This window comes from Nocardia brevicatena NBRC 12119 (genome assembly GCF_000308495.1).
In the GTDB taxonomy this organism is placed as follows: domain Bacteria; phylum Actinomycetota; class Actinomycetes; order Mycobacteriales; family Mycobacteriaceae; genus Nocardia; species Nocardia brevicatena.
This window is the reverse complement of sequence record NZ_BAFU01000044.1, coordinates 192890-216682: the sequence shown is the minus strand read 5'-3', so window position 1 is coordinate 216682 and position 23793 is coordinate 192890. Positions and strand designations below refer to the sequence as shown.

General features: G+C 67.3%; 24 protein-coding genes. 12 read left to right on the top strand and 12 right to left on the bottom strand.

Annotation, left to right across the window (positions count from 1 at the left end):
* Window position 1: 1 nt before the first annotated feature.
* Window positions 2-2203 (top strand): acetate--CoA ligase family protein, encoded by a 2202-nt coding sequence (locus tag ON20_RS09640; RefSeq protein WP_051162008.1) that lies wholly within the window; start codon window positions 2-4, stop codon window positions 2201-2203.
* Window positions 2204-2274: 71 nt separating this feature from the next.
* Complete coding sequence (locus ON20_RS09635; protein WP_040834656.1) at window positions 2275-3075, top strand: crotonase/enoyl-CoA hydratase family protein; 801 nt, start codon at window positions 2275-2277, stop codon at window positions 3073-3075.
* A gap of 78 nt (window positions 3076-3153) precedes the next feature.
* Here ON20_RS09635 and ON20_RS09630 read toward each other — a convergent pair whose 3' ends face one another.
* On the bottom strand, window positions 3154-3645 hold the full coding sequence (locus tag ON20_RS09630; protein ID WP_040834776.1) for a pyridoxamine 5'-phosphate oxidase family protein: 492 nt from the start codon (window positions 3643-3645) through the stop codon (window positions 3154-3156).
* A 63-nt stretch (window positions 3646-3708) separates the two neighbouring features.
* On the opposite strand from ON20_RS09630, the gene ON20_RS09625 reads away from it, so the two are divergent.
* A complete protein-coding gene (locus ON20_RS09625) occupies window positions 3709-4692 on the top strand; it encodes a helix-turn-helix transcriptional regulator (protein WP_040834655.1) in 984 nt (327 codons plus the stop codon).
* A gap of 229 nt (window positions 4693-4921) precedes the next feature.
* Here ON20_RS09625 and ppc read toward each other — a convergent pair whose 3' ends face one another.
* Window positions 4922-7870 (bottom strand): phosphoenolpyruvate carboxylase, encoded by a 2949-nt coding sequence (gene ppc / locus ON20_RS09620; protein WP_051162005.1) that lies wholly within the window; start codon window positions 7868-7870, stop codon window positions 4922-4924.
* A gap of 241 nt (window positions 7871-8111) precedes the next feature.
* Here ppc and ON20_RS09615 point away from each other — a divergent pair, with 241 nt between their 5' ends.
* Complete coding sequence (locus ON20_RS09615) at window positions 8112-8633, top strand: DoxX family protein (protein ID WP_218002480.1); 522 nt, start codon at window positions 8112-8114, stop codon at window positions 8631-8633.
* Here ON20_RS09615 and erm read toward each other — a convergent pair.
* Complete coding sequence (erm, locus tag ON20_RS09610) at window positions 8628-9437, bottom strand: 23S ribosomal RNA methyltransferase Erm (protein WP_051162003.1); 810 nt, start codon at window positions 9435-9437, stop codon at window positions 8628-8630. The genes ON20_RS09615 and erm overlap by 6 nt on opposite strands.
* Window positions 9438-9739: 302 nt before the next feature.
* On the opposite strand from erm, the gene ON20_RS09605 reads away from it, so the two are divergent.
* Window positions 9740-10567, top strand: coding sequence for an alpha/beta hydrolase (locus ON20_RS09605; RefSeq protein ID WP_051162002.1), 828 nt, complete (start codon window positions 9740-9742; stop codon window positions 10565-10567).
* A gap of 30 nt (window positions 10568-10597) precedes the next feature.
* Here the strand turns inward: ON20_RS09605 and ON20_RS09600 are convergent, their stop codons facing one another.
* The 5 genes from ON20_RS09600 to ON20_RS38670 all read right to left on the bottom strand — a co-directional run bounded on the left by ON20_RS09600 (window position 10598) and on the right by ON20_RS38670 (window position 14109).
* The gene (locus ON20_RS09600; protein ID WP_040834653.1) at window positions 10598-11122 is read right to left on the bottom strand and encodes a hypothetical protein; all 525 of its coding nucleotides are present in this window, start codon (window positions 11120-11122) and stop codon (window positions 10598-10600) included.
* A 112-nt stretch (window positions 11123-11234) separates the two neighbouring features.
* Entirely contained in the window at window positions 11235-11756 is a 522-nt protein-coding gene (locus ON20_RS09595) for a hypothetical protein (protein WP_051162000.1), read from the bottom strand.
* Window positions 11757-11760: 4 nt separating this feature from the next.
* The gene (locus ON20_RS09590) at window positions 11761-12552 is read right to left on the bottom strand and encodes a MerR family transcriptional regulator (protein ID WP_040834652.1); all 792 of its coding nucleotides are present in this window, start codon (window positions 12550-12552) and stop codon (window positions 11761-11763) included.
* A gap of 54 nt (window positions 12553-12606) precedes the next feature.
* Entirely contained in the window at window positions 12607-13692 is a 1086-nt protein-coding gene (locus tag ON20_RS09585) for a fatty acid desaturase family protein (protein ID WP_245547138.1), read from the bottom strand.
* Between the two features lie 177 nt (window positions 13693-13869).
* Complete coding sequence (locus tag ON20_RS38670; protein ID WP_245547137.1) at window positions 13870-14109, bottom strand: hypothetical protein; 240 nt, start codon at window positions 14107-14109, stop codon at window positions 13870-13872.
* On the opposite strand from ON20_RS38670, the gene ON20_RS09580 reads away from it, so the two are divergent.
* Both ON20_RS09580 and ON20_RS09575 read left to right on the top strand, forming a co-directional pair.
* Window positions 14056-14748 carry a helix-turn-helix domain-containing protein gene (locus ON20_RS09580; protein ID WP_306306836.1) on the top strand — a complete coding sequence of 231 codons (693 nt, stop codon included), beginning with the start codon at window positions 14056-14058 and terminating at the stop codon, window positions 14746-14748. The two genes, ON20_RS38670 and ON20_RS09580, sit on opposite strands and share 54 nt — an antisense overlap.
* A gap of 408 nt (window positions 14749-15156) precedes the next feature.
* The gene (locus tag ON20_RS09575) at window positions 15157-15864 is read left to right on the top strand and encodes an alpha/beta fold hydrolase (protein WP_245547148.1); all 708 of its coding nucleotides are present in this window, start codon (window positions 15157-15159) and stop codon (window positions 15862-15864) included.
* 866 nt (window positions 15865-16730) lie between these two features.
* Here the strand turns inward: ON20_RS09575 and ON20_RS35650 are convergent.
* Together ON20_RS35650 and ON20_RS36220 are read right to left on the bottom strand one after the other, a co-directional pair.
* A complete protein-coding gene (locus ON20_RS35650; RefSeq protein WP_086008949.1) occupies window positions 16731-17099 on the bottom strand; it encodes a MarR family winged helix-turn-helix transcriptional regulator in 369 nt (122 codons plus the stop codon).
* A 27-nt stretch (window positions 17100-17126) separates the two neighbouring features.
* Entirely contained in the window at window positions 17127-17339 is a 213-nt protein-coding gene (locus ON20_RS36220) for a hypothetical protein (RefSeq protein ID WP_157228766.1), read from the bottom strand.
* 341 nt (window positions 17340-17680) lie between these two features.
* On the opposite strand from ON20_RS36220, the gene ON20_RS09565 reads away from it, so the two are divergent.
* The 3 genes from ON20_RS09565 (at window position 17681) to ON20_RS09555 (ending at window position 20130) form a co-directional block, all read left to right on the top strand.
* Entirely contained in the window at window positions 17681-17998 is a 318-nt protein-coding gene (locus tag ON20_RS09565; RefSeq protein WP_083864784.1) for a helix-turn-helix domain-containing protein, read from the top strand.
* Complete coding sequence (locus ON20_RS38665) at window positions 17995-18942, top strand: integrase core domain-containing protein (protein WP_040834650.1); 948 nt, start codon at window positions 17995-17997, stop codon at window positions 18940-18942. Before ON20_RS09565 ends, ON20_RS38665 begins: the two co-directional genes overlap by 4 nt.
* Window positions 18943-19047: 105 nt before the next feature.
* The gene (locus tag ON20_RS09555) at window positions 19048-20130 is read left to right on the top strand and encodes a helix-turn-helix domain-containing protein (RefSeq protein WP_157228765.1); all 1083 of its coding nucleotides are present in this window, start codon (window positions 19048-19050) and stop codon (window positions 20128-20130) included.
* Between the two features lie 555 nt (window positions 20131-20685).
* Here ON20_RS09555 and ON20_RS09550 read toward each other — a convergent pair.
* Window positions 20686-21561, bottom strand: coding sequence for a helix-turn-helix domain-containing protein (locus tag ON20_RS09550; protein WP_040834648.1), 876 nt, complete (start codon window positions 21559-21561; stop codon window positions 20686-20688).
* A complete protein-coding gene (locus ON20_RS09545; RefSeq protein ID WP_245547135.1) occupies window positions 21558-22277 on the bottom strand; it encodes a glycoside hydrolase family 113 protein in 720 nt (239 codons plus the stop codon). The genes ON20_RS09550 and ON20_RS09545 overlap by 4 nt, the downstream gene beginning before the upstream one ends.
* Before the next feature lie 125 nt (window positions 22278-22402).
* On the opposite strand from ON20_RS09545, the gene ON20_RS09540 reads away from it, so the two are divergent.
* Both ON20_RS09540 and mscL read left to right on the top strand, forming a co-directional pair.
* Window positions 22403-23008, top strand: a complete 606-nt coding sequence (locus ON20_RS09540; protein ID WP_040834647.1) for a TetR/AcrR family transcriptional regulator — start codon at window positions 22403-22405, stop codon at window positions 23006-23008.
* 89 nt (window positions 23009-23097) lie between these two features.
* The gene (gene mscL / locus ON20_RS09535) at window positions 23098-23745 is read left to right on the top strand and encodes a large conductance mechanosensitive channel protein MscL (RefSeq protein ID WP_306306834.1); all 648 of its coding nucleotides are present in this window, start codon (window positions 23098-23100) and stop codon (window positions 23743-23745) included.
* Window positions 23746-23793: the final 48 nt, after the last annotated feature.

Sequence of the window (23793 nt, the reverse complement as noted above, 5' to 3'; positions counted from 1 at the left end):
AATGGTCGAGGTATCCGAAACGTCCACGGTCCATCCGAATCACCGGGCCGCCACCGGGCCGCGGCCCCTTCCCACGCCCCGCGTCGAAAGCCGCGATGTGCTGCACCGGCTGCTCGACCCCACCGCCATCGCGGTGATCGGTGCCTCCGGCGACCCGGCCAAACGCGGCTACCAGATTGTGCGAGCGCTGTGTGAGGCCGGCTACCCGCACCCGGTGTACCCGATCAATCCCACCGCCCACGAGATACTCGGTCTGCCGGTGCTGTCGAGTGTCGCCGCGCTGCCGCATGGCGTCGATATCGCGGTCGTGGCGGTACCGGGCGCCGCGGTTCCGGATGTGTTGCGGGACTGCGCCGCGGCCGGGGTGGCCGGCGCGGTGGTGCTCGCCAATGGTTTCGCCGAGATCGGCGCGCAGGGCACGGCGGCGGCCGAACAACTGGCGGCGGTGGTCGCCGAGACGGGGATACGGGTGATCGGGCCGAATACCTCCGGGATGTTGAACACCGTGTCCGGGGCGAATCTGGTGGGTCTGCCCGATGTGCCGCGCGGACCGGTCAGTGTGATCGCCCAGAGCGGCAATATGCTGCTGTCCCTGGTGCGGGACGCGCGCCTGTCCCGCGGGCCGGGGTTCCACATCTGTGTCGGTCTGGGCAACCAGGCCGATGTGGCATACGACGAATGTCTCACGGCGCTGGCCGAGCAGCCGGAGACCGGGGCCGTGGCGGTGCACGCCGAGGGTTTCACCGGCGGCCGCGCCGTGTTGATCGCCGCCGCGCGGGCCACCGCTCGCGTGCCGGTGGTCGTGCTCCGCGGCGGCCGATCGGCGGCCGGGCGGCGCAGTGTCCGATCGCATACCGGCTCGATCGCCGCCCCGGACGCGGTGGCGGCGGCGGTACTGCGACAGGCCGGTGCGGAGCCGGTGACCCGCTCGGACGAACTGGCCGTTGTCGCGGGCGCACTTGCGACCCTGCCGCCGATGCGTCCGTGCGGAGGTCCGGCGATTCTCAGCGACGGTGGCGGTCACGCCGCACTGGCCGTGGACGCGCTCGCCGAATTCGGGATGGAGCCGGCCGCCCTGAGTTCCGACACCACCCGAGCACTGCGCGAACTCCTCGGTCCGAATGCCACGGTCGACGGCCCGGTGGACGTGGCCGGTGCGACCGATACCGATCCGACGGTCTTCGCCGCCGCCACCGAACTGCTGCTGCGCGACGAGAATGTCGGCTCGGTCCTGATAATCGGTCTGTTCGGCGCCTACCACCGCAGATTCGATTCTCGGCTGGAGACGGTCGAGAACGCGACGGCCGAACGCCTGCTGGAGCTGTCGGCGCGGTATCGCACCCCTCTGCTGGTGCAGAGTTGCTACGCCGCCGACCCCATCACCAACCACGATATGTTGCGCGCCGGCGGGATTCCGGTGCTGACGTCCATCGATCAGACCGTACGTATCGTGGCGGCGCTGGACCGTCGCCGAACCCACCTGGCCACGGTCGGTTCCCGGTCCACGCTGGAACTGCCGCCGCCCGCTCCCCCGCTGCGAACCACCGGGCCGGTCGCCGAACCGCGAGCCCGGGAATTCGTCGAGGCCGCCGGTATCGATACCGGCCGATGGGTTTTCGCCGACGGGCCGGATGAGGTCGCCGCCGCGGTAGCGGACTTCAGGTGTCCCTGCGCGGTGCGTGTCGTCTCCCCGCAGGTGGTGCACAAATCGGAGAACGGAGGTGTGCGGCTGGACGTGACGGCCGGGACGGCGAGGCACGTGGCCGCGGCCATGACCGCCGAGGTGACCACCGCGGTACCGGGGGCGCGGGTCGACGGTTTCGTGGTGACACCCATGTATTCCGGCGGGCTCGAGCTTCTGGTTGGCGCGACCAACGATGCGACCTTCGGCCCCATTGTCGCGTTCGGGGCCGGGGGAACGCTGGTCGAGGCCTTGGGCGATGTGGTGTTCCGGGCGGCGCCGTGCACCGAACTCGAGGCCACCGAGATGATCGCCGAGACCCGCGTGAGCCGGCTCCTGGACGGTTACCGCGGTCGGGCACCGGTGGATCGAACCGCGCTGACGGACCTGCTGGTACGGGTGAGCGCCCTGATCGCCGCACACCCCGAGATCGATGAACTGGACCTGAATCCGGTACTGGCCAACGCATCGGGCATCGTACCGGTGGACATCCGCATCATCGTGAAGGAGCAGCAGGCATGAGCGGTCAGCGCCCGGAGGAGGCAGCGCAGCATAACCACGAAGGGCGCCCGCACATGCCCGATGGACACAGCATGAGCGGCCCCGTGCGTATCGAGCGCACCGGAGACGTCGTGGTCTGGACCATCGACAATCCCGAACAGCGCAATCCGATCTCCGACGAGGCCACCGTCGACGCGCTGGAACAGGCCGTGCGCGAGGCGAATGGGGACCATACTCTCCGAGTCGCCATCCTCACCGGGGCCGGCAGCGCGTTCTCCGCGGGCGGCAATGTCAAACATATGCGTGAGAAGGCCGGTATGTTCGGCGGCTCCCCCGCCGAACTGCGCCAGGGCTACCGGCACGGCATTCAGCGCATCCCCAGGGCCCTGTACCACTGCGAGATCCCCACCATCGCCGCGGTGAACGGCCCCGCCGTCGGCGCGGGCTGCGACCTCGCGCTCATGTGCGATATGCGTATCGCGTCGACCAGGGCCACCTTCGCCGAAAGCTTCGTCCGGCTGGGTCTCGTGCCCGGCGACGGCGGCGCCTGGTTCCTGCCCCGCGCCATCGGTATGGCCCGCGCCAATCGGATGGCGTTCACCGGCGCCGCCATCGACGCGGCCACGGCCCTGGAGTGGGGAATGGTCAACGAGGTCGTCGAACCCGACCGCCTGCTCGACGCCGCCCACGAACTGGCCGTCGAGATCGCGGCCAATCCGCCGCATGCCCTGCGCATGACCAAACGCCTGCTGCGAGAGGGTCAACACCAGAGCCTGGAGAGCCTGTTGGAACTGTCCGCGGCCATGCAGGCCCTCACCCACTACACCGCCGACCACGACGAGGCCGTAGCGGCCGTGCTGGAACGGCGCGCGCCCCGGTTCACCGGCGACTGAGGCGGTCCGCCACCTCACGAAAGCCCAGGGTACGGCGTCCAGATGTCCGGGGGTGTGATGGTGTGGGGCTGCGGACGGTTATTTCTTCTCGACCACCCGTTCCCCTTCGCCGGGCTTCCAGATGGTGATCCGCAGGATATCGTCACCGACCTCCACCGACGACGCCCCGGTCAGGTCGGCGACGAAGAAGTGGTCGAACGGTTTACCACGCAGGTCGAAACCGCTGTCGTCGAACAGTTTCCGCGCGAAACGGGCGTGCGTATCGGTGTCCGGGACATCGACGACGCGGCCGAACACCTTTGCGTCGCCGTCGGACACCATGGTGTCGGTGGTGGCGGTGTGCAGGCAGAATTTGGGGTCTCGCCGCAGATCCCGGAATTTGGTGGTGCCCGGCATCCCGACGATCACCAACTGTTGTTCGAAGATCCTCGGCTCCACCGGGCTGATCCTCGGGTAACCGTCCGAACGCAGGGTGGCGAGCATGCACAGGTTGTGGGCCGCATGATGCCGGCGCAGAAAGATCTCGCTGATCCGCGGGGCCTGGGCGGCGAATTCGTTCCAAGTCGTCATATCTCGGACGGTACGGGCGAAACCTGCCATCTTCTGTCAAGGTATTCCGGATAGTCTCCACGTATGCGAGCAAGCAGGTTGGTGCAGCTGTTGCTGCTGCTCCAGACACGTGGCCAGGCCACGGCCGCGGAGCTGGCACGGGAGTTGGAGATCTCGGTGCGCACGGTCTACCGCGATATCGAGGCCCTGTCCGCCGCCGGGGTGCCGGTGTACAGCACACCGGGTCGTGCGGGCGGTGTTCGACTGGTCGACGGCTACCGGACCCGGCTCACCGGCCTGACCACCGAGGAGGCCGACGCCGTCCTGCTCACCGGCCTTCCCCAGGCCGCCGCGGACCTCGGGCTCGGCACCGTTCTGGCCACCGCACAGCTGAAATTGCTGGCCGCGCTGCCGCCGGGGCTCCGCGGTCGGGCCACCCGCATCGCCGAACGTGTTCACGTGGACATGCCCGGGTGGTACCACCGGCCGGAGACGACCCCCACGCTGGTCGCCCTCGCCGACGCGCTGTGGCACGACCGCCGGGTCGAGATCCACTATCGGCGCGCCGATCGGCAGGTGCGACGGCTGCTCGACCCCTTGGGGCTGGTACTCAAGGGCGGCACCTGGTATCTGGTGGCCCGCGCGGGCCGGTCGGTGCGCTCCTATCGGGTGAGCCGAATCGTCATGGTCCGCGAGACCGAGGAGGTGTTCACCCGCCCGGACGATTTCGACCTGGCCGCGCACTGGTCCACGGTCAAGGACGACTTCGCCCGCTCGATGCTGCGCGTCACGGCCCGCTGCCGGGTGGCCGCCGCGCAGCTGTCCCGGCTGCGCCTGATGAACGAACCGGCCGCCGTCGAGGAGGCCCTGGCCGGCGCGACCCCACCCGACGCCGAGGGCTGGGTCGAACTCACCATCCGCTCCGAATCCTTCGAGGTCCTCGCGAGTGCACTGCTGCCGCTCGGTGAGCACCTCGAGGTCATCGACCCGCCCGAGCTGCGCACTCGGCTCGCCGACACCGCCGCCGCCATGTATGCCCACTACCACCGTTCGGACGGGTCACCGTGATCCGGGCGGCGGGCTGTTCGTCGCTCCGGACGCCGAGGGTTCCCGAGCGCCGCGCGCCGCGTCGACAGCGGCCGCGCGCAGTTCGTCGCGCGGGGTATCGGCCGGCATGACCAGGCAGTCGCCGAGGCCGCCGTGGCGCGCGCCCGGTCGGTGTCCGGCGCCGACTCGTGGCCGGCGGCGCGGACAACACCCTGTCGTCCTTCACCGTGCCCGATCGAACGGTGCCGCCTCATCCGGAGTTGCGCAGGGCCGTCGCCAGGCCGTTCATGGTGAGTAGGATGCCGCGTTTGACCTGCTCCGAGTCGTCCCCGGTACGCAACCGGCGCAGTAGTTCGACCTGCATCTGGTTCAGCGGTTCCAGATACGGGAACCGGTTGTGGATCGACTCGGCGAGCGAGGGGTTGTCGGCCAACAGGTGATCGTTTCCGGTGATGGCGGCGTGCATGGCGATGGTGCGGGCGTGTTCGGCGCGGATCATCCCGAAGATCTGCTCGCGCAGCGCGGTGTCGTCGACGAGTTCGGCATAGCACTCGGCGATGGCCATATCGCTTTTGGCCATCACCTGCGCGAGATTCGACAGCACCGTGCGGAAGAACGGCCAGCGCCGATACAGATCGGACAGCCGGGCCAGCCGCTGCGGGTCGCCGCCGATCCACTCCGCGAGGGCGGTGCCGGTGCCGTACCAGCCGGGCAGCATCACCCGGGCCTGACTCCAGGACATCACCCACGGGATGGCCCGCAGATCGGCCACGGAATTGGTGGGTTTGCGGGAGGCGGGGCGACTGCCGATGTTCAGATCGCCCACTTCGGCCACGGGCGTCGACTGCCGGAAGTACTCGACGAATCCGGGGGTCTCGTGCACCAGCCGGGCGTAGGCGGCGCGGGCGCGGGCGGCGAGATCGTCCATGAGGGCATAGGACGGTTCGGCGTCCGCGCCGAGCCCCTCCACATCGAGCAGGGTCGATTCCAGGGTGCCCGCGATCAGCGATTCCAGATTGCGGTGCGCGGCGCCCGGTTCGGCGTATTTGGCGGCGATCACCTCGCCCTGTTCGGTCAGCCGCAGCGATCCCTGCACGGCGCCGGCGGGCTGGGCGAGGATGGCGTCGTAACTGCGGCCCCCGCCGCGGCCGACGGTGCCGCCGCGGCCGTGGAACAGCCGCAGTCGGATACCGGTTTTCCGGGCGAGGTCCACCAGGTCCAGTTCGGCCCGGTACAGCGCCCAGTTCGCGGCCAGATACCCGCCGTCCTTGTTGGAATCGGAGTAGCCGAGCATCACTTCCTGGCGCATGCCGCGGGCGGCGAGCAGGTCACGATAGACCGGAACGTCCAGGGCCGCGGCCAGAGTCGCCGAGCCCGCGGCGAGGTCCTCGATGGTTTCGAACAGCGGCACGATGCCGGTGGGGCAATAGGGTGGGCCGTCCGGGTCGCCGGGATCCAGCAGGCCGCCCTCCTTCAGCAGCAACGCGGCCTCGAGGATATCGCTGACCGAGGTGCACATGCTGATGATGTAGTTCGGCACCGCGTCCGGGCCCAGTATCTCGACCGCGTCGGCGGCGGCGCGGACGATGTCGAGTTCGGCGGCGGCCCGCTCGCCGAGCCGGGCATGCGGGCCGAGCAGCGGGCGGCGGGTGCGCAGTTCCGCCGACAGCAGTTCCACCCGTCGGGCCTCGGACAGGCTCGCATAGTCCTGATGCACTCCGGCCCAGGCCAGCAGTTCGGCCACGACCTGTTCGTGCACCTCGGAGTTCTGCCGCATATCCAGGCTCTGCAGGTGGAAGCCGAAGGTTTCGACGGTGTGGCGCACGGTGGCCAGAAGGTCGTCGGCGAGCAGTCCGTCGCCGCTGGCGCGCAGCGCGGCATCGACAGCTTCCAGATCGTCGAGCAGGGCCCGAGGAGTCGGGTAGGGAACGGCTCCCGGATCGATATCCGCCGCCAGGGCCGCACCCAGACCATCGGGCAGGACCTCCGCGGCACTCCACCGAGGAACCTGCGCGCCGGGCGCGGGGGGCGGGCTCGCCTCGGCTCCCGCACCCGTCCCGTACCCGGCGTCCCGACCGTGGGTGCGCGGGCGGGCCCCATGCACGCCTTGGCCGTGTGAGCCCGCCTCCCCACCCAACGGGCCGGTGAGCAGGATGCGCTTGGCCGTGGCCGTCAACCGAAGCCGAATCCCGTGCAGCGCACGCCGATACGGTTCGTCGGCGTGGGTGCCAGGGTCCGGGTATCCCAATGCGGCGAGGTCGGCGAGGGTCGGGGTCACCGAGACCAACCGCGCCGACTGCGACAGCGATTTCTCCAACTCCGTCAGGTCCCGCAGGTATCGCCCGAAGGCCACCGCGGCCGCCTGCCGTACCGCGGTCCGCACCACCTCCGCGGTGACATACGGGTTGCCGTCCCGGTCGCCGCCGATCCACGATCCGGGCCGCAGAATCGGCCGCGGCAGGAGGTCCGCCCCGGGCCACCGCGTCCGCAGCGAGGCTCGGACCTCGGCGTTGATCGCCGGTACCACGTCGAGGAATGTCAGATCGTAGTAGCGCAGTCCCACCGAGATCTCGTCCTGGATCCGCAGCCGCGACAACCGGATCAGCGCGGTCCGCCACAGTGTCAGCACCTGTCGCCGGATCGCCACTTCCAGCGCCGCGCGTTCCCGGTCGCCCGCCCGCTGTCGTTGTCGCATCAGATCGGTGATCCGGGTCTGGGTATCGAAGACGGTTCGACGGCGGGTTTCGGTGGGGTGCGCGGTGATCACCGGCGATACCAGTGCGTTGTCGAGGAGTTCGGCCACCCGTTGTCCGGGCAGCGCCGCCTCGTCCAGCTTCCGGTAGGTCGCCGCCAGGGACGAATCCTGCGGCGGCTCCCCCGCCGCCTCGTGCACCGTCCGTCGCCGGTCGCGCTGGATGTCCTCGGCCAGATTCGCCAGCAGCACGAAATAGCTGAACGCCCGGATCAGCGGTAGCGCCACTTCGACATCGACACCGGCGAGCATATCGGCGACCGCACTGCGACCCACCTCCTCGCGCCGCACCCGGAACGCTTCCACCCGCACCCGCTCGATGAGGTCGAACACCTCCGGGCCTTCGTGGTCGCGGATGGTGTCGCCCAGGACACCGCCGAGGAATCGGATGTCCTCACGCAGCGGCCTGGTCGCTTCCTGCGCGGTAACGAGCTGCGGTTCGCCCATAGGCACACTGTATGACCTCGTGTGCGCTCTCGCCCATGCCGACGCATACCATCACCCCACCGACGCCGTATCCGCGACCCGCGTCGATCACCGGCGAAACAGCTCGCTTGACTTGTTATCAGTCAATGCATACTATTTTGTTGTTATCAGTCGATAACAACATCATCGGGCGTCCCGCTCCGGCACTCATCCACCGGTCTCCGACCGTCCGGGCAGGCCGCCCGATCCCGAGGAGGACACCGTGTTCGGCACACTGCTGATGTTCATCGCGCCTACCCTGAGCTTGCGCCTGCTCGGACTGTTCGGCGTGACCCGATTCGCCACCTGGCGGATCAGCGCGGCTCACGGGCTGGCGTTCCTGTTCACCATGACCGGCCTCGCCCATTTCATGCCCGACAGCGTCACCGTGATGCCGAGCCACGCCGACCTGACAGCGATGGTGCCGCCGTTCGTACCCTTCCCGGGGTTCGCCGTCTACGCGACCGGCGTCCTGGAACTGGCCGGCGCGGCGGGGCTCGTGGTGAGGGCCGGCCGCATCCCGGCGGGGCTCGGCCTCGCGGTGCTGATGGTGGTGATGCTCCCGGCCAATATCCACGCGGCCTTGGAGGACATCCCGCTCAACGGCGAACCACCGACCCCGCTGTGGTTCCGGATCCCGGAACAGATCGTCTATATCGCGGTCGCCCTGTGGGCCTCCGGGGCGGCGGCCGCACTCCGGCGGGCACGCACCGCGCCGCGGCCTTCGACACTCGCGACGTCATAACCCGCACCTCGACCGATCGACGGCGGCCCCGGAACCGCCGTCGACGATCGCGAAGACGGCGGCCCACTGTTCGGCGGACAGATCACGCGGCAACGGGGTGCGGGGAAACCGCTGTTGGGCGAGCCACTTTCCCACCGCCGAGCGGGTATGCCGGTCGCAGACCCGCGGCAGGATCTGCGACAGTCCATGCCCCCGGCTCGTGAACACGGCGTGCACGAAGGAGCCATACCTACCGCGTGCCGCCGGAGCCACGAGCGGATCGGCCCGCCGCGTCATCGTCATCAACCCCGCGTCGACACCGGGACGCGGGGTGAACGCCGCCGCGGGAACCCGGTCCACCAGGGCGAAGTCGTACCAGGGCCACCACTGTGCGGTCATCATCGTCGCACCACCCACCCCGGCCCGGCGCCGCGCCACCTCCCATTGCACGAGCAGCACCGCCGACGTCCAGTGCTCGGCGTGCAACAGCCGCCGCAACATCGCGGTGGTCTGATGGAACGGCAGATTACCCACGACCGTATGCGGCCGCCTCGGCAGCCGATACCGCAGGAAGTCGCCGTGCACGATGGTCGTGATGGCCTCCACCCGCCGCTGCAGCGCCCGCGCGTGCCGGCGATCGATTTCCACGGCGGTAATGGGCCGGCGCAGCGATTGCAGGGGCAGCGTCAAGGCGCCGCCCCCGGGACCGATTTCGACGATCGGCCCCGCCGTCCGCGAGACGAGGTCGACGATGGTGTCGACGGTGCGTCGATCGGTGAGGAAGTTCTGGCCGAATTCATGTCGACCGTCACGGTATGCAGGCATGGGAACTCCGGGCGAGAGAAGGGTTGCCCGGGCAGCGTGAAAGGCCGCCCAGCATCGGACTGCTGAAGCGGCGGAGCGGTGTCGAAGAAGAGTCGCTACACGCCGCTAGACGCGACGGATCCGCACTACTGCGATGTTTGTGTTTCCCACGGCTGCGGACCATACCGCACGGCCGGAAATCGGCGCACCATATTTTCTCGGCCGCGCATCGGGCTAGCCTGATCCGCATGGCGCGGATGCCCGCGAGAACGTGCCGAGGCATAACGCGGAACGCGGCGACAACCGATCCGAGGGAGTGCACCGTGAACGATGTCCGGATCCGCGACGGCGCGATCGCCGGATGCCACGGGCAGATCCCGATCCGGGATTACCTGCCCGCCCGCGAGGGACCGGATGCCGTGGCGCTGCTGTGGCTACACGGCGGCGGATTCGTCTCCGGGGGTCTCGATCAGCGCGAATCGCATATCGTCGCGCTGCGTATCGCCGAATCCGGGCGGTGGGTGCGCGCCGTCGACTACCCGCTCGTACCGCAGCCCCCGTTCCTGCCCTCGGCGCCCCTGCGTCCCTCCGACAACCGGTACCCGGCACCCCTCGACGCCGTCGTCTCCGCCGTCGACGACCTGAGAACCGGGCAACCGCGTCTCGCCCTCGGCGGGGCCAGCGCCGGCGCGTGTCTCGCCGCCTCCGCCGCCCTGCGTCTGCGCGACGACGGAAAGGCCCCGCCGGACGGGCTCGTGCTCTGCTACGGCACCTTCCACGCGACGCTCCCGCCGCTGCCGGAATCGGTCCGCTCCCGAGTGCGCGGGCTGCACGGCCTCACCCAGTTCTCCCCGCGGGTGGTGCGCCGGATGAACCTCAACTACGTGGGCTCGGCAGAACTGCTCACCGCCCCCGGCGTATTCCCCGGAGGCGGTACCCTGGCGGAGTTTCCGCCAACGCTACTACTGGACGCCGACCACGATACCCTCCGCGCCTCCGGCGAAACCTTCGCCGGAGAACTCGTCGCGGCCGGGGTCGCCACCGAGCATGTCGTCGTCCCGCACACCGGCCACGGATTCCTCAACCGTCCCCGCACCCGCGCGTTCCGCCGGTCGATCGGCACCATCGTAGACTGGCTCGACCGGCTGTGAACGACACCGCCGAATCGTATGACCCCGCGGTTACCTCATGGTGAACGCACTCAGATCATCGAGCAGAACCATCACCTCGCCCGGGCGTTCGACCACCGCCCCGAGTCGGATCCGCAACCCCAGGAGCTCGGCGTCGGTGAAGGGTTCGCTCACTTCGTGTTCGAGCCGCCGCCATTCGCTGTCGACAGGTACGGTGCCCAACACCAGGTCTCGGGTCTCGCCACCCCCGTCGCGCAGCCGCGCGGAAACCTCCAGCTCGGCATGCGGCGTCCGAACCCACAGATTCAACCCCGACGACCGGCCCGCGATCGAGAATTCACGACCCGCCCTGCGCACGAGCTCCACCTCGAAACCCGCGGCGGCCGAACGGATGAGCAGTACGAGCGCCCGATGGTCGGCGCCCTTGACACCGTCGGCGTACACACCGGGGCGCTTACTCGGCGCACCCTCCGCGAACGTGGTGAGGTGCGTCTTCTGCGCCCCCACACCGGTCAACTCCCAATCGTCTTTTTTCTCGAAGTCGTCCAGGAGCACCTCGACCGAGGCATCCGACATCTCCGCTGTCCCTTCGTATCCACCAAACGTCCGGACATCCTCCGGCCCCGCCATCGACCCTAACGCGGCCGGCGCGACGGCTCACCCGCCGCCCGGTCCGGTCGGCACCGGCTCACTCGACCGCACACGCGCGGCGGATCGTGTCCACGAACCGCTGGGGCTCATCGACGTACAGACGGACCCTGGTGATATCCCCCGACCGACCCGGACGGCCCGCCAACCCCGCAAGAGTGACGGTGCGCGGCCGGCGCAGCAGGATCTCCACATTCGTACCGTCCTGATTCGGCAGGCACAGTTCGCCGTCTGCCACCTCGGGTTCCGTCGGGCTGTAGCGGCGCCCGCCGCCGACTCCGGAGATCTCCGTGACCGGGATACCGGCGACCTCCTTTCCGAAACGGTGGAGCACGAGCCGCCCGTCGACCAGCCGATGCGGATTCCGGGCATCCTTGGCGACAACGGCGAACAACGCCGCTATCGATACCACCGACACCGCGTCGAGCACCCATCGCAGCCACGCCCACGGAATCAGCAGATGCAGCACTCCGATCTCGATCACCGTGGCGGCCGTGAATGCCGCAGGCAGGGTGAAAGCGCCGGAAGATGCCGGGAACACGGTTCCGTTCGACTCCGCCACGGCTTCATCCCTCGCCGTCCGCGGAGAACAGCTCCACCGCGCGCACCACCACCCGCCGCTGGGCGGCGTCCGGCACGAGCTCCGATAACGGAATATCCTCGAGGCCGCTGTCACCGGCGGCCCCCGCCGGAACGCTCGCCGTGAACGTCTCCCGCAGGTCACCGGCCAGTTCCCGGGCCAACCGCTCGATTTCCGCGGCGACCTCGTTGGCCGACCGTCCAGCGAGAACCTCCCAGGCCCGCAGGAAACTCCGATACAGCCCGCGCCGCCCGGGGTCGCCCAAGGTCCGAGCGAACCAGTCGAACAGCTGATCGGGCGTGTTTCCCGAGATCGCCAGTGCCTCCAGGAAGTCGCGTTCCCGTTCGAGAGCCCGGATCTCCGCCTCCCCGACCGTCTCGGCACGAACCGTCTCGAACACCTCGACCAGCCCGCGCGGCAGCGCACTCAACTCCACACCCGCGGCGGCGCATTCGAGCATTCGCGTCAATCGCTGCCGCCGTGTGGTGAGCAGGGCGATATCACGTTCACAGCCGGCTATCAGCGCCTCCAGGTCGGCGCGGATATCGGCGACGCCTTCCGCGGTCCGGTCGTCGGCCAGAACCGCGGCCACCGAACCGAGCGGCAACCCGTTGTCCGCCAACCACCGGATACGCATCAACCGCGTGAGGTCTTCCAGGGTGTAGCGGCGGTAGCCGTTGGCGCCGCGCGCGGGTTCGGCGAGCAGCCCGAGCCGGTGGTAGTGGCGTACGGCGCGCGGCGTCGTGCGCGCCGCCTTCGCGAGTTCACTGATCAGCATGCCACCGAGTCTCAACTATGACGCCGCGTCATGGTCAAGAGCTCGGAAAGGGGCTCAGGAGGCGCCGGGACGGGCGTGTTTGCCCACGTCGTGCAGGAACCCCACCGCCTGGCGATAGGAGTCGAACAGTCCGGCCTCACGGTAGGGCACCCCGATTTCGGCGCAGTACTCCACGATCAGCGGCTGAGCGCGGCGCAGATTGCACCGCGGCATCGACGGGAACAGATGGTGTTCGATCTGGTAGTTCAGCCCGCCCATCGCCGCGTCGAGCAGCCATCCACCCCGGACCGTACGCGAGGTCAGCACCTGTCGCCGCAGATAATCGATGGTGTCGTCGGGTCCGAATACCTCCATCCCCTTGTGGTTGGGGGCGAAGGTGCAGCCCATGTAGAACCCGAACACCCCTTGCTGCACGGCGAGGAAAACCACCGCCTGCACCGGTGACAGCACGGCGAAGGCCGCGGCGACGAGCCCGACGGCGTGCGCGGCCAGCAACAGCCCTTCCCAGAACCGGTTCGAGACCTCTCCGCGGATCACCGCCTGGACACTCTTGTTGTGCAGGCTGCCCGCCTCCAGGAACACCAGGGGAAAGAACAGCCAACCCTGGTAGCGGAAGATCCATTTACGGAAGCTCCGCTCCGTACGCGCCCGATCCGCGGAATACACCAGCACCCCGGTGATATCGGGGTCGGCGCCCTCGGTGTTGGGGTGGGCGTGGTGGCGATTGTGGTTACCGGTCCACCAGCCGATACTCACCCCGATACCGAGATTGCCGACCAGCAGCCCGTACAGATGGTTCGCCCGCCTGGTGCGGAAGACCTGCCGATGTCCCGCATCGTGTCCGAGGAAGGCCAACTGCGGGAAGACCGCACCCAGGAACACGGCCGTAAGCAACTGCCACCACGAATCGCCGAGCGCCACGAAAACACCCCACCCGACCGCCAGCGCCGCGACCACGGCCGCGGTCTTCCGGGCGTAGTAGAACGGTCGCCGCTGCATCAGTCCGGCCTCCCGGACCCGGCGCAACAACACCGCGTAGTCGCTGCCGTGTCCACGTTCCGCCGTGCGCACCACCGGTTGCCCCGCGTATGCCGTTGCCATCTGTCCGCCCTGTCCATCCCGGTGGTCACTCGTCACCACCAACCGAACCGTATCGACCCGAAGATGTCCATTCGAACGTCCGTTATCGTCGGGAACGACACCTCGGGTCCGGCCGGGCGATACGCGGGCCGCTCCCGGCTCGTCGTCGCACCGTCCGATGGTCGACCCGGGCCCATTCGCGCGCCCGGGCCGGCGATCACGGCACGCGAATGATCGTCATCGATACCGCTGTGCCCGATCGAGGAGGATCAACGGTACGAAGGCCGCGGTGAGAACGGCCCCGATCACACACACCGAGGTGAGGGACGCACCGATATGAAACGCCACGGCCGCCGGTACAGGGGTGATGCTGATGCCCAACTGGAAGGCGGACACCGTGGTGGCGCCCGCGAGGATCGGGGCATCGGCGGCGACCTCGGGCAGCACACCCGCCAGGAGAAACTCCGCGCTTCCCATCGCGAACAGATCGCTCCACGGCTACAGCGTGCCCGCGAGAAGAAGGACGTGAGCCTGTCCGAGCTCGCCCGGATCACTGGTATCTCGACCAGTACCCTGTCGCGGCTGGAATCGGGGCAACGCAAACCGAGCCTCGAACTCCTCCTGCCCATCACCGCGGCCCTCGGTATCCCGCTCGACGAGATCGTCGCCGCCCCACGGATAGTCGATCCGCGCATACCGCAGCACCCCACCAGGAAGGACGGCCGGGTCCTGATCCCCCTGTCCCGCCACCAAGGGGAACCGCGCGCGTACAAGATGACCACCCCGGCGCACGACAACGAGCCCTACCTGCGGACCCATGCCGGCTACGAATGGCTCTACGTGCTCCGCGGGCGGCTCCGGGTCCGGCTCGGGGACAATGATTTCCTCATGGGTGCCGGTGAGGCGGCCGAGTTCGACTGCCAGGTTCCGCATTGGTTCGGCGCCGCCGGCCGCGACAGCGTCGAGGTGCTCAGCCTTGTCGGAAAGCACGGCGAACGCATCCACGTCCGCACGCGTAAGCGCCGAGTTCGGTGTTCCGACTCGAATCTGCGACGCGACCGGCCGAACCGGAGACCCCGGACGCGGGGACCCGGTGTCGTACTCCCGGTGAGGTGAACATCCATCCGACACCCGCGCCGGCTCGCCGTTGTCCGCACCGGTGTCGGATGTCCCGCGACGATCACGGTCCGATGATCACCGAGGGGCCGCTCGGCGGTAGCCTGTCGGGCCATCGGCAAGGCTGTCCCGAGCGCCGTCGTGGAGCACCGCGCCGAGCAGTGCCGCCCATTGCGCGGTCGACGGTGGTCGTCCGACCTGGGCCCCTCCCCGGCACTCCGCGGGTTCGATTCGAGATGGTCACCGTCGGGCGCGCGAAACCGAGACGCTAATTTACTGGAGGGGCAGGGCCGACTTTGCGAGAGTAGCCGCATGTCGTCATTCACCCGCGAGCCGTCTGCGTCCTTCGAATCGTTCGACGGGACCACGATTCATTACCGGCGAATCGGGACAGGTTCTCCGGTGATCATGATTCACGGCTCCGGCGGCGGGCTGCACTCGTGGCAGCCGGTGGCCGAACACCTCGCGGACCGGTTCGAGCTCTGGCTGCCGGCACGCCGCGGATACGCCCCGAGCGGGCCCGGTCGCTCGCCGAAACATTTCGCCGACGAGGTGGGCGACCTGCGGGTACTCACCACCATGATCGGCCTGCCGGTCCACCTGGTCGGCATGTCGTACGGCGCCACGGTCGCCCTCCACGCCGCGGCGGCCGGAATCGGGGCCCGCTCGCTGGTGCTGTGGGAGCCACCTCTCTACGCGGCGGGAGCAGAGCTCACACCCGTCCTGGCCCGGTTCGAGGCACTGACCGCGATGGGCGAACGAGGGCAGGCCAACCAACTGCTGGCCGAGAAGGTGGCGCGCGTCCCGGCGGCGTTGCTCGACCTCATGGGCGACACCGAGCCGGACGCAGACGAACCCGACGACTCCTACGGCTGGAGTCGGGATCTCGAGTCGATGATCGCGGATACCACTTACCTGGACCGCTGGTCGAACGTCACCGCGCCGACACTGCTGATGCGGGGCTCCGACACCTGGCAGCCGATGCCGGAAACCGTCGAGCGGCTCGCGACCGTGCTACCCCATGCCACGCTCGAGACATTCCCCGGGCAAATGCATTTCGCACCGTCGACAATCCCGGAAACGGTGGCGAGGGCGATCGGGGGGTTTCTGTACTAGACGAGTAAGTCCTGATGTCGGCCCAACTCGCCCTGTGGCCGCTGGGTTCCCGATCTCTTGTTTCGGGGCCGGCGACAGTTCGCTTCCTGAGGCGAAATACCGACCGGCCGCACCTTTGACCACCGTGACCGATGACGGGACCGCCGGCAACTGTTGCGACCAGGCCACCTTCAACTCCCCGACCTTGGCCGTATACAGTTTCCCGTTGCCGCGCAGTGTGAACCCGTTGCGGGTGAGCCGGATCGCCTGCCGATAATCCTTGCGGGACCGCAACCGCGGTTCCCGACCTTCGCGCCCCGACGTTTTCCCGACAGCGAGTCGAACCGGTTCCGATACGCCGTGCGCACGTCCTGAGCAGCGATGCCGAGTACGTGAGGAGATCCTGCAAGGGGGAGGACTCGACATCGACGCCGCTGACGACCTCGCGCTCCGATGCTTCAAGAGTTACAGTGCGGGTGGCACCAGCTGGACAGCAGCGCGGACTAATCTCATCTGGAGACTCGGCCGGCAATCGTCCTTCTATCCACACGGCCTCACCGATCCCGACATGCCGTACGAGGATGCGCTGCGTGAGTTCTACACCAAGGTCGAGGGAAAAAGCCCTGATACGGGCCCCCGGTAGGTGGGTGGCCTACGGGACAGCGGCCGGGCGCATCGGCGCGATCATCGGTCTGTTCGACTCGGTCATGCACCCGATGAACCCGACACCGATCCTCGAACGGCTCGGCACGTTGTGTGAAGGCACAAACCAGTTGACTGCCGCTACCCAAATCTCGCGGGCCCCATCGCCGACCACCACGCGGAAACGGTCGCCGTGCGAGCCGACGCCGGCCGGGAGATCACCAACACCGAATAGGCCATCGGCATCACCGTGGTCGCAGAGGCGGTCGATACCTACCCGGACCGCTGGTCGACTCTCCGGTCGGTTTCTCTCGAGCCGCCGCCGCGAAATGGGTCAGCAGATTACGGAAAGTGGCGCGTTCCTGTTCGGTGAACGCGTTCGCGATGCGTCGCTCGATCGCCACTGCTTTCCGGTCGGCCGCCTCGAAGGCCGCGCGCCCCGTCTCGATCAGCTGCGTTTCCAGAACACCACGCCGCCAAGGATGAGGGGTCCGTTCGATCAGGCCGCGTTCCTGCAGGTTCTTCAGCACCACCGTCATCACCTGTGGGGTCACCACGCAGGCGCGAGCCAGGGCCGCGGCCGGGATCCCTGGGTTGTCGGCGAGTGCGGACAACGCCGCGTACGGCGGGACGGCAAGTTCCTACGCATGACCACCACCACCGATCGCGCCGAACTCCGCAATCTCCAATAGAATCCGCGAGTCGCGCTCAGCATCAACGATCCCGACCGGCCCTACCGATATCTGGAGGTGCGCGGTGTGGTCGACCGGGTCGATCCCGACCCGCAAGGCGAGTTCTTCGACGTCCTCGCCCGACGATACGGCTCGGCCGACGAGAAGCCGGTCGCCGGCCATCCCGACGTGTGGTCATTGTCGTGCGCCCGACCCATACGACCTACCAATAGGCCGAGCCCGCCCGGTCGCAGCGCTCATGAGCAGAGCAGGAATCGCATGCTGCGCGATGAGACAACGTCGCGAGGTGTCCGGCCGATCCATCGGTGAGGACAGCCGGGGGGTGGGGGTGGCTCATAATTTTCGCGACTGCCGAAGGGGGTCGTGGTTGTGGGTTTGGAGCTTCCGCCGGAGTTTCCGGATTGGTTGGTGTCGTTGGCGGTGGGTCATTTTGTCGCGCGTCAGACTATGTGGCAGGGCCCGTTATTTGCGGGTTTGATCTGCGAAGAGGAGTCTGATCGTTCATGGCGAGACCATCGGCAGTGCCTGCCGAGGAGAAGGCCCGGATCGTGTTGTCGATCCTGGCCGGTGAGGTGACCGTCGCCGAGGCGGCGCGGCGGGCGAAGGTGTCCGAGCAGTCGGTGGGGAACTGGAAGCGCCAGTTCCTCGAGTCCGGCCGGGCCGGTCTGGCGGCCGGTAAGTCGGGGCCCTCGACGAGAGAGGCCCAGCTCGAGGCCGAGATCGCGGACCTGACCCAGGCTCTGGGTGAGGCGCATCTGGCCGCGCGGGTGTGGAAGAAGTCCGCGGAGGGCCGATTGGGCCCTTCGAGGACCTCGAGGTGATCCGCGTGTCCGCGGGCATGCCGACCACGAGGTTCTGCCAGGTGATCGGTGTGCCCGAGCGGACATGGCGGCGCAGGCAGGCGCGCGCCCGCGCAGGCGCTGTGGTGGCGGGGCCGTGGCCGCGACCGGCCCGCGAGGGTGTGCGCGACGCCGCCCGCCGGCATGCACTGGCGCATCCGGCGTGGGGACACCGCAAGGTCTGGGCGATGTGCCGTCACGACGGGCACCGGGTGTCCCAGGCCACGGTACTGCGGTTGCCGCGCGATGAGGGCCTGATCCTGCCCGCGGCCTACCAACGCGAACGCCGTCAACTCGCCCAGCGGCGCAAGGCGGCCTTCGCGACCGAGCCCGCAGGCCCGAATCAGGTGTGGCAGTTGGACTTCAGCGAGTTCGAGACCACCACAGGCGGGACGTGGCGCATCGCCGGATGCCGGGACTACTGGTCGAAATACGAGCACCGGTGGCATGTGTCGCCGACGGCGAATCAGCACGACGCCATCGCCGCGGTCGAGCTCGCTCTGGCCGACTACCAGAACATGTTCGGGCATGCGCTCATCGAGTCCTGCGAGCGCGACGACGAGGGCAACATCATTCCCGCGGTGACGATCGTGACCGACAACGGCGGGCCGTTCCGCTCGTTCCGGTTCGAGGCGTTCATCACCACCCACCCCGAGCTCCGCCATGTCCGCACCAGAGTACGCAGCCCAGGCCAGAACGGTTCGCGGGAACGAGGATTCGGGTCGCTGAAATACGAGCGACTGTTCCTCGAAGAGATCGATTCCGCACTCGACCTCACCGCACACGCCGAGTCCTACCGCATCGAGTACAACACGATCCGCCCACACGAGGCGATCGCATGGAACCGGCCGGCCGAGGTCCATCTCGGCACCGCCGACCCGTTGATACCCAACTTTCCCGAGACCGAAAACCTGCCAACTACTTGACGCGCGACAAAGTTGGTTCGGCAGGGTGGGGTTCCGTCGGAGGTGGTGCAGGCGGCGGTGGAGCACTTCGGTCTGCGAGATCATCACTCCGGGGAGTTGTATCGGGTGGATCTGGTGGGGCAGCCCTTTGTCGGACCGAAGGAGGGCGAGCCGTTCCGCGAGTGGTTGCGGGATGTGCGTAACCGAATGGGATTGAGCCGGCGAGGTTTCGCCGAGTTCCTCGGGTTCCCCGCGGACGCTCCCAGCTCATGGGAGGCCGGTGTCGCTACACCTCACATCGGTTATATGCGGGCGCTGCGTGACAAGGGTGGGGTGCCGAACGAGCTCGTACGTGCGGCGGTCGAGAAGTTCATGGGAGATCCGTCCGCTCGGCAAGACCCACCGGAAATACAGGCGATGATGTGGGAACTTTTCGCCACTGTCCCGGGATCTGAGGACGAAAAGGACTTGCGGAACAGGATTTTCGAAAAGTACCGGTATACCGATGCGGGCGGGCGAATCAGGACCCTCGACTATATCGTGGCTTATTTGGTCTCGACCAAGAGTACGCCCGAGACGCGCGACGATCTCGGGCAGACGATCCATCTGGCCGTGCTCGAGGCAATGGCCCGGTACAACCCGGCCCGTGGTCAGTTGTCCATCTTCGCCTGGGCGACGGCTCGCGGTGTGGTGAGTAACGCAGTTTCCGAACAGGATGGATTGTCCAGGCGGGAGTCACGGGAAGTGCTGGCAGTTCAAAAGGAACTCGATCGTCGCGAGCAGTCGGGCCAGGCCAGGGATGCCGCTACATTGGCCGACGATATGGGCCTGCCTGTGGACCGGGTCGAGGCCGCACTCGCCGATATCAAGCGGGAGCGGGACATATCCTTGAACGCGCCGTTGCCCGGGGCGGGCAGCGATGGCGCCGGACTCGATGTCGAGGACACCTCTCGGCCCAAAGCCGATTTGGTCGACAAGGACAAGATGGGTCTCATCAAGAAGGCGATGAACGCCCGCCACCCCGACCCGAGGAATGCGCTGTTTTTGGCGCGGTGCCTGATGCGTGGCGATTCCCCAGACGAGGCGGTGAGGGATCTGCGTGCGAAAACAAACCTGACCGCCGACGACGCGAAGGAGTTGCTGGCCAAGACCTTTGCCATCCTGCGCGAGGTTTACGCCGACGAGAGGGATGGGCGAGGGCTGGATTGATGAAGGAGTAGTGCGTGCCGAAGATGCCGGTAGCACGGTTGCCGGCCGACAAGCGGGAGGAGTGAGCGGTTCGGAAGTTGGTCGGTGCCCGTCATGCTCCGGATGATCGGATCCATCAGGCCTGGATCGTGGTGTCCAGTTGAGAAAGCAAGTCCACCATGGCGGTTGCCGGAGAGGTGGGTTGTCATCCGCAGCGGTGCGGGAGCGGTTGCATCGATTTTACCTATGAGGATCACGACTTGAGTTGCCGGCTGTCCATAATCTCCAGGATGTGGAACAGATTGCCGGAATCGGCTGTGAGAACGACAACAGCAGCCAAGAGGTGAATCGCGGCCAACTACGAGGCAGACGTCCAGTACATCGACTACGAGCACCTACGCTCCTGGCTTTGCCACGCATTCACCGCATGCCGTTCGAAGCGACCATCCGGTCTCGCGCTACCGCCGAGCGCCGACAATTCTCGGCCGACATACCAAGTGCAGTATCGCTACCACATCCGCAGGCCGTGTCGGTAGCCCGAGGCATCCGACGACGCCGCCCATACCGCGTCGACATTCATGCGGAATACTCCTCAACTAAATCCAGGATGAGCGCATATGTGCCCTCATCATCCAGCGCTCGGCGACGGAGGTCAGCGCATACATCACGATACTGAGATACCTCACTTTCCTTCGCCAGGTATAGATCACCGGTGAAACCGAGGATGTACACGACGGTCGGCATCGTCAGGTCGGCCTTTGAATGTCCGGGAAACTCCAGGAGAACGAATGAATCGACTATCAGGCCAAGATAGGTCCCGGTCGAAGCCGGCACGACTCGAATAGAAACGTTTGGCCTCTGGGCAATTTCCGCCAGATGTCGCATCTGATCTGCCATTACCGCACGGCTTCCCACGACTCGACGCAAGACCGATTCGTCGAGTAGAAAGTCCAACCTGATCGGCTTCTCTCCGTCCACAATCCTGTCCTGGCGCCGGATTCCGACCGTCAACATGCGCTCAACATCTTCGGGCGGCTTGTTGGGGAACTCGGTCCAAATCTGTGCATGCTTGTATTCCGGTGTGTGAAGAAGCCCCGGCAAGAACGTGGTTTGAAATGAGATCTCGTGTCCTGCGGAGTCTTCCAAACCTACGAAGAACCCGTAATCCTTCGGGATGCTGTCGCTGTACGCATGCCACCACCCCTTGGACTTCGTCTCTTCTACCAACCCGAGAAGCATCTTGGTCAGCTCCGGTGAAGGTCCATAGAGCTGACAGAGCCGTTCAAGCAGTACAGGATTGAGTCTCACAGGCTGCCCTGTCTCGATCCGCCATAACGTCGACTTGGCGACGGAAATCGACGCCGCCGCATCCATCGTCACTCCGGCCCCTACTCGAAGTTGTTCTAACCGACGAACCAGTAGTCGTCGTGGGAGAGCCGCCCTGGCTGTCATACGCACCACCCCTTGCCTGCGTGTTCCAGTTTCAGGTGCAACCAGGAGGAGGCATCAGACGAAATTTCGGTGATCGCCACCGGTTTCCCCTGGGCGACGAGGGTACGCACGCCGTCGGCGAATCGGTCGGCGACCTCTGCCGAGCGGTAGAGGTCCACGCCCACGATGTCGAAGAGATCCCAGTCGACACGCTCGAGTGGGATGGACGCGTAGGTGATAGGTCCGCCGAATCGTTTCCGCACCTCGGCCACGGCCGTGCCGAGGAACTCGTTCACTCGCGCGCTCACCTCGACACCGCGCTCACGCAGCCGTTTCGGTTCGAGCAGCAGCGCGAGCCGCTCCTCCTGCGTCGCGCCGGGCAGGAATCCGTGGTTCATCAAGCTCAATTCGGCACCCAAGACGAAGACGACCTCGGCTCCGCCGACCCGGAGCCGTTCGGCGCGTTCGGCGCAGTCGATGAACAGCGTCAGCATCTCGTCGGCGGCCAGTTCGAGCGGGTATGGCGAAAACCAGACTTCCAGGCCCAGTTCGGCGGCGTAAGCGGCGGCGATTTCCAGCCGTTCCGGATCGCCGCCGATGACGCGGACCGCGGTGCAGTGCAATTCCTCCCGGATGACGCGCAGTTCGCGTTCGACGGTAGGCGGGTGGAAGTCCACGCGGGAGAACGTTCCGTCGCGGAGGAAACCGGTGTCGTAGCTGATGCCCTTGGCTCGCATGATGTGGTGCCCTTCATCGATATAAGGTACTTGATGTACCTTATCTTCCAGGGCTTCCGAGTTCAAGTAGAATCATGAAGGTACGATCGGTTCCCAATAGCGAACGGTCACGAAGGGAGTCGCGGATGGGGGAACCCAGCACGGGACGGACACGTCGACGCGGCGCGGACCTGGAGGACGCCATTCTGCGGGCCGGCGCAGACGAACTGCTCGAGCACGGTTACGCCGGGCTCACCATGGGCCGGGTCGCCGCCCGCGCCGGCACCAACAAGAACGCCATCTACCGCCGCTGGCCCAACCGACTCGCACTCGGCATCGCCGCCTACCGGCAACTGGCCGAGGCCGTGACACCACCCGACACCGGCAGCCTGCGCGACGACGCCCTGGAAATGCTGCGCCGGGCCAACCGGCACTGGAGCTCCCCACTGGGCACCGTTCTCCGCGACCTACTCGCGGCGGCCGGCGGCGCATCGGAACTCCTCGCGCAACTGCCCGACCAGTCCGCCGACGCCACCGCCGCAACCTGGCTCACCATCCTGGGGCGCGCCGTCGCACGCGGCGAGGCCGCGCCCGAAGCACTCCACCCACGAGTCGCCACCGTGGCGATCGTCCTGCTGCGCAACGAGTTCGTCACACGCGGCATACCGACCGCACCCGACGAGGTCCTCGTCGAAATCGTCGACGAGGTCTACCTACCGCTCGTGCGGCGGCGTGGACCCGACCCACGCTGAGCACGAGCCGTTGGGCCGGAGTACCCACGCGGGCCGGCCAAGACACTCCCGCCCGGAGCACCGGCGTCGGATCCGACCCACTACAAGGTGTGCGCCGCGGCGAGTCCCGCGAGCAGAACGGCGAAACCACCGGGCTCACCGACGATGGCGCCGGTTTGCGAGCCCTCGTCCCTGCTGCGATCATCACCTGCGATATGGCGCCGGAGACCCGGAAGGCGGTGCCGGCCACCCGCCGACAGAGCCGCACGGCCCCAGCGGTGAAAAGCACTATGCGAGACAGGGTTGTTGCGATGCTCAAAGGTTTCAAAGACTTTCTCATGCGGGGAAACGTCATCGACCTGTCCGTGGCGGTGGTGATGGGCACCTCCTTCACCGCGGTGGTGAGTTCGGTCACCAAGGGCGTCGTGGAACCACTGCTGGCCGTTCTGGGCGGAAACAGTCACCTGGGCTTCGGTTTCCAACTGCTGCCGAACAAACCCGCCACGTTCATCGCGCTCGGCCCGATCATCAGCGCCATCATCGACTTCGTGATGGTCGCGGCGGTGCTGTATTTCGTGCTCATTCTGCCGATGACGACGGTGAAGAAGCGCATCGAGGCGCGGAAGAAGATCAACGCGGAGCCGGCGGTACCCACCGATATCCAGTTGCTCACCGAGATCCGGGATCTGCTCGCGGCCCGCGCCGAACAGGACATGTACGAAGACGCGACCGAAACGGCACGCTCGACGCGGGCCTGAGCCACGACAAGCGATACCGCACGAACCTCGACAGGCGCAATACATCTG

Bases quoted from the DNA above. Each gene is read 5' to 3' on its own strand.
- ON20_RS09640 (WP_051162008.1), top strand. From the start codon at position 2: ATGGTCGAGGTATCCGAAACGTCCACGGTCCATCCGAATCACCGGGCC.
- ON20_RS09635 (WP_040834656.1), top strand. From the start codon at position 2,275: ATGAGCGGCCCCGTGCGTATCGAGCGCACCGGAGACGTCGTGGTCTGG.
- ON20_RS09630 (WP_040834776.1), bottom strand. From the start codon at position 3,645: ATGACGACTTGGAACGAATTCGCCGCCCAGGCCCCGCGGATCAGCGAG.
- ON20_RS09625 (WP_040834655.1), top strand. From the start codon at position 3,709: ATGCGAGCAAGCAGGTTGGTGCAGCTGTTGCTGCTGCTCCAGACACGT.
- ppc (WP_051162005.1), bottom strand. From the start codon at position 7,870: ATGGGCGAACCGCAGCTCGTTACCGCGCAGGAAGCGACCAGGCCGCTG.
- erm (WP_051162003.1), bottom strand. From the start codon at position 9,437: ATGCCTGCATACCGTGACGGTCGACATGAATTCGGCCAGAACTTCCTC.
- ON20_RS09600 (WP_040834653.1), bottom strand. From the start codon at position 11,122: ATGTCGGATGCCTCGGTCGAGGTGCTCCTGGACGACTTCGAGAAAAAA.
- ON20_RS09590 (WP_040834652.1), bottom strand. From the start codon at position 12,552: ATGCTGATCAGTGAACTCGCGAAGGCGGCGCGCACGACGCCGCGCGCC.
- ON20_RS38670 (WP_245547137.1), bottom strand. From the start codon at position 14,109: ATGGGAAGCGCGGAGTTTCTCCTGGCGGGTGTGCTGCCCGAGGTCGCC.
- ON20_RS09575 (WP_245547148.1), top strand. From the start codon at position 15,157: ATGATTCACGGCTCCGGCGGCGGGCTGCACTCGTGGCAGCCGGTGGCC.
- ON20_RS36220 (WP_157228766.1), bottom strand. From the start codon at position 17,339: ATGGCCGGCGACCGGCTTCTCGTCGGCCGAGCCGTATCGTCGGGCGAG.
- ON20_RS09565 (WP_083864784.1), top strand. From the start codon at position 17,681: ATGGCGAGACCATCGGCAGTGCCTGCCGAGGAGAAGGCCCGGATCGTG.
- ON20_RS09550 (WP_040834648.1), bottom strand. From the start codon at position 21,561: ATGACAGCCAGGGCGGCTCTCCCACGACGACTACTGGTTCGTCGGTTA.
- ON20_RS09545 (WP_245547135.1), bottom strand. From the start codon at position 22,277: ATGCGAGCCAAGGGCATCAGCTACGACACCGGTTTCCTCCGCGACGGA.
- ON20_RS09540 (WP_040834647.1), top strand. From the start codon at position 22,403: ATGGGGGAACCCAGCACGGGACGGACACGTCGACGCGGCGCGGACCTG.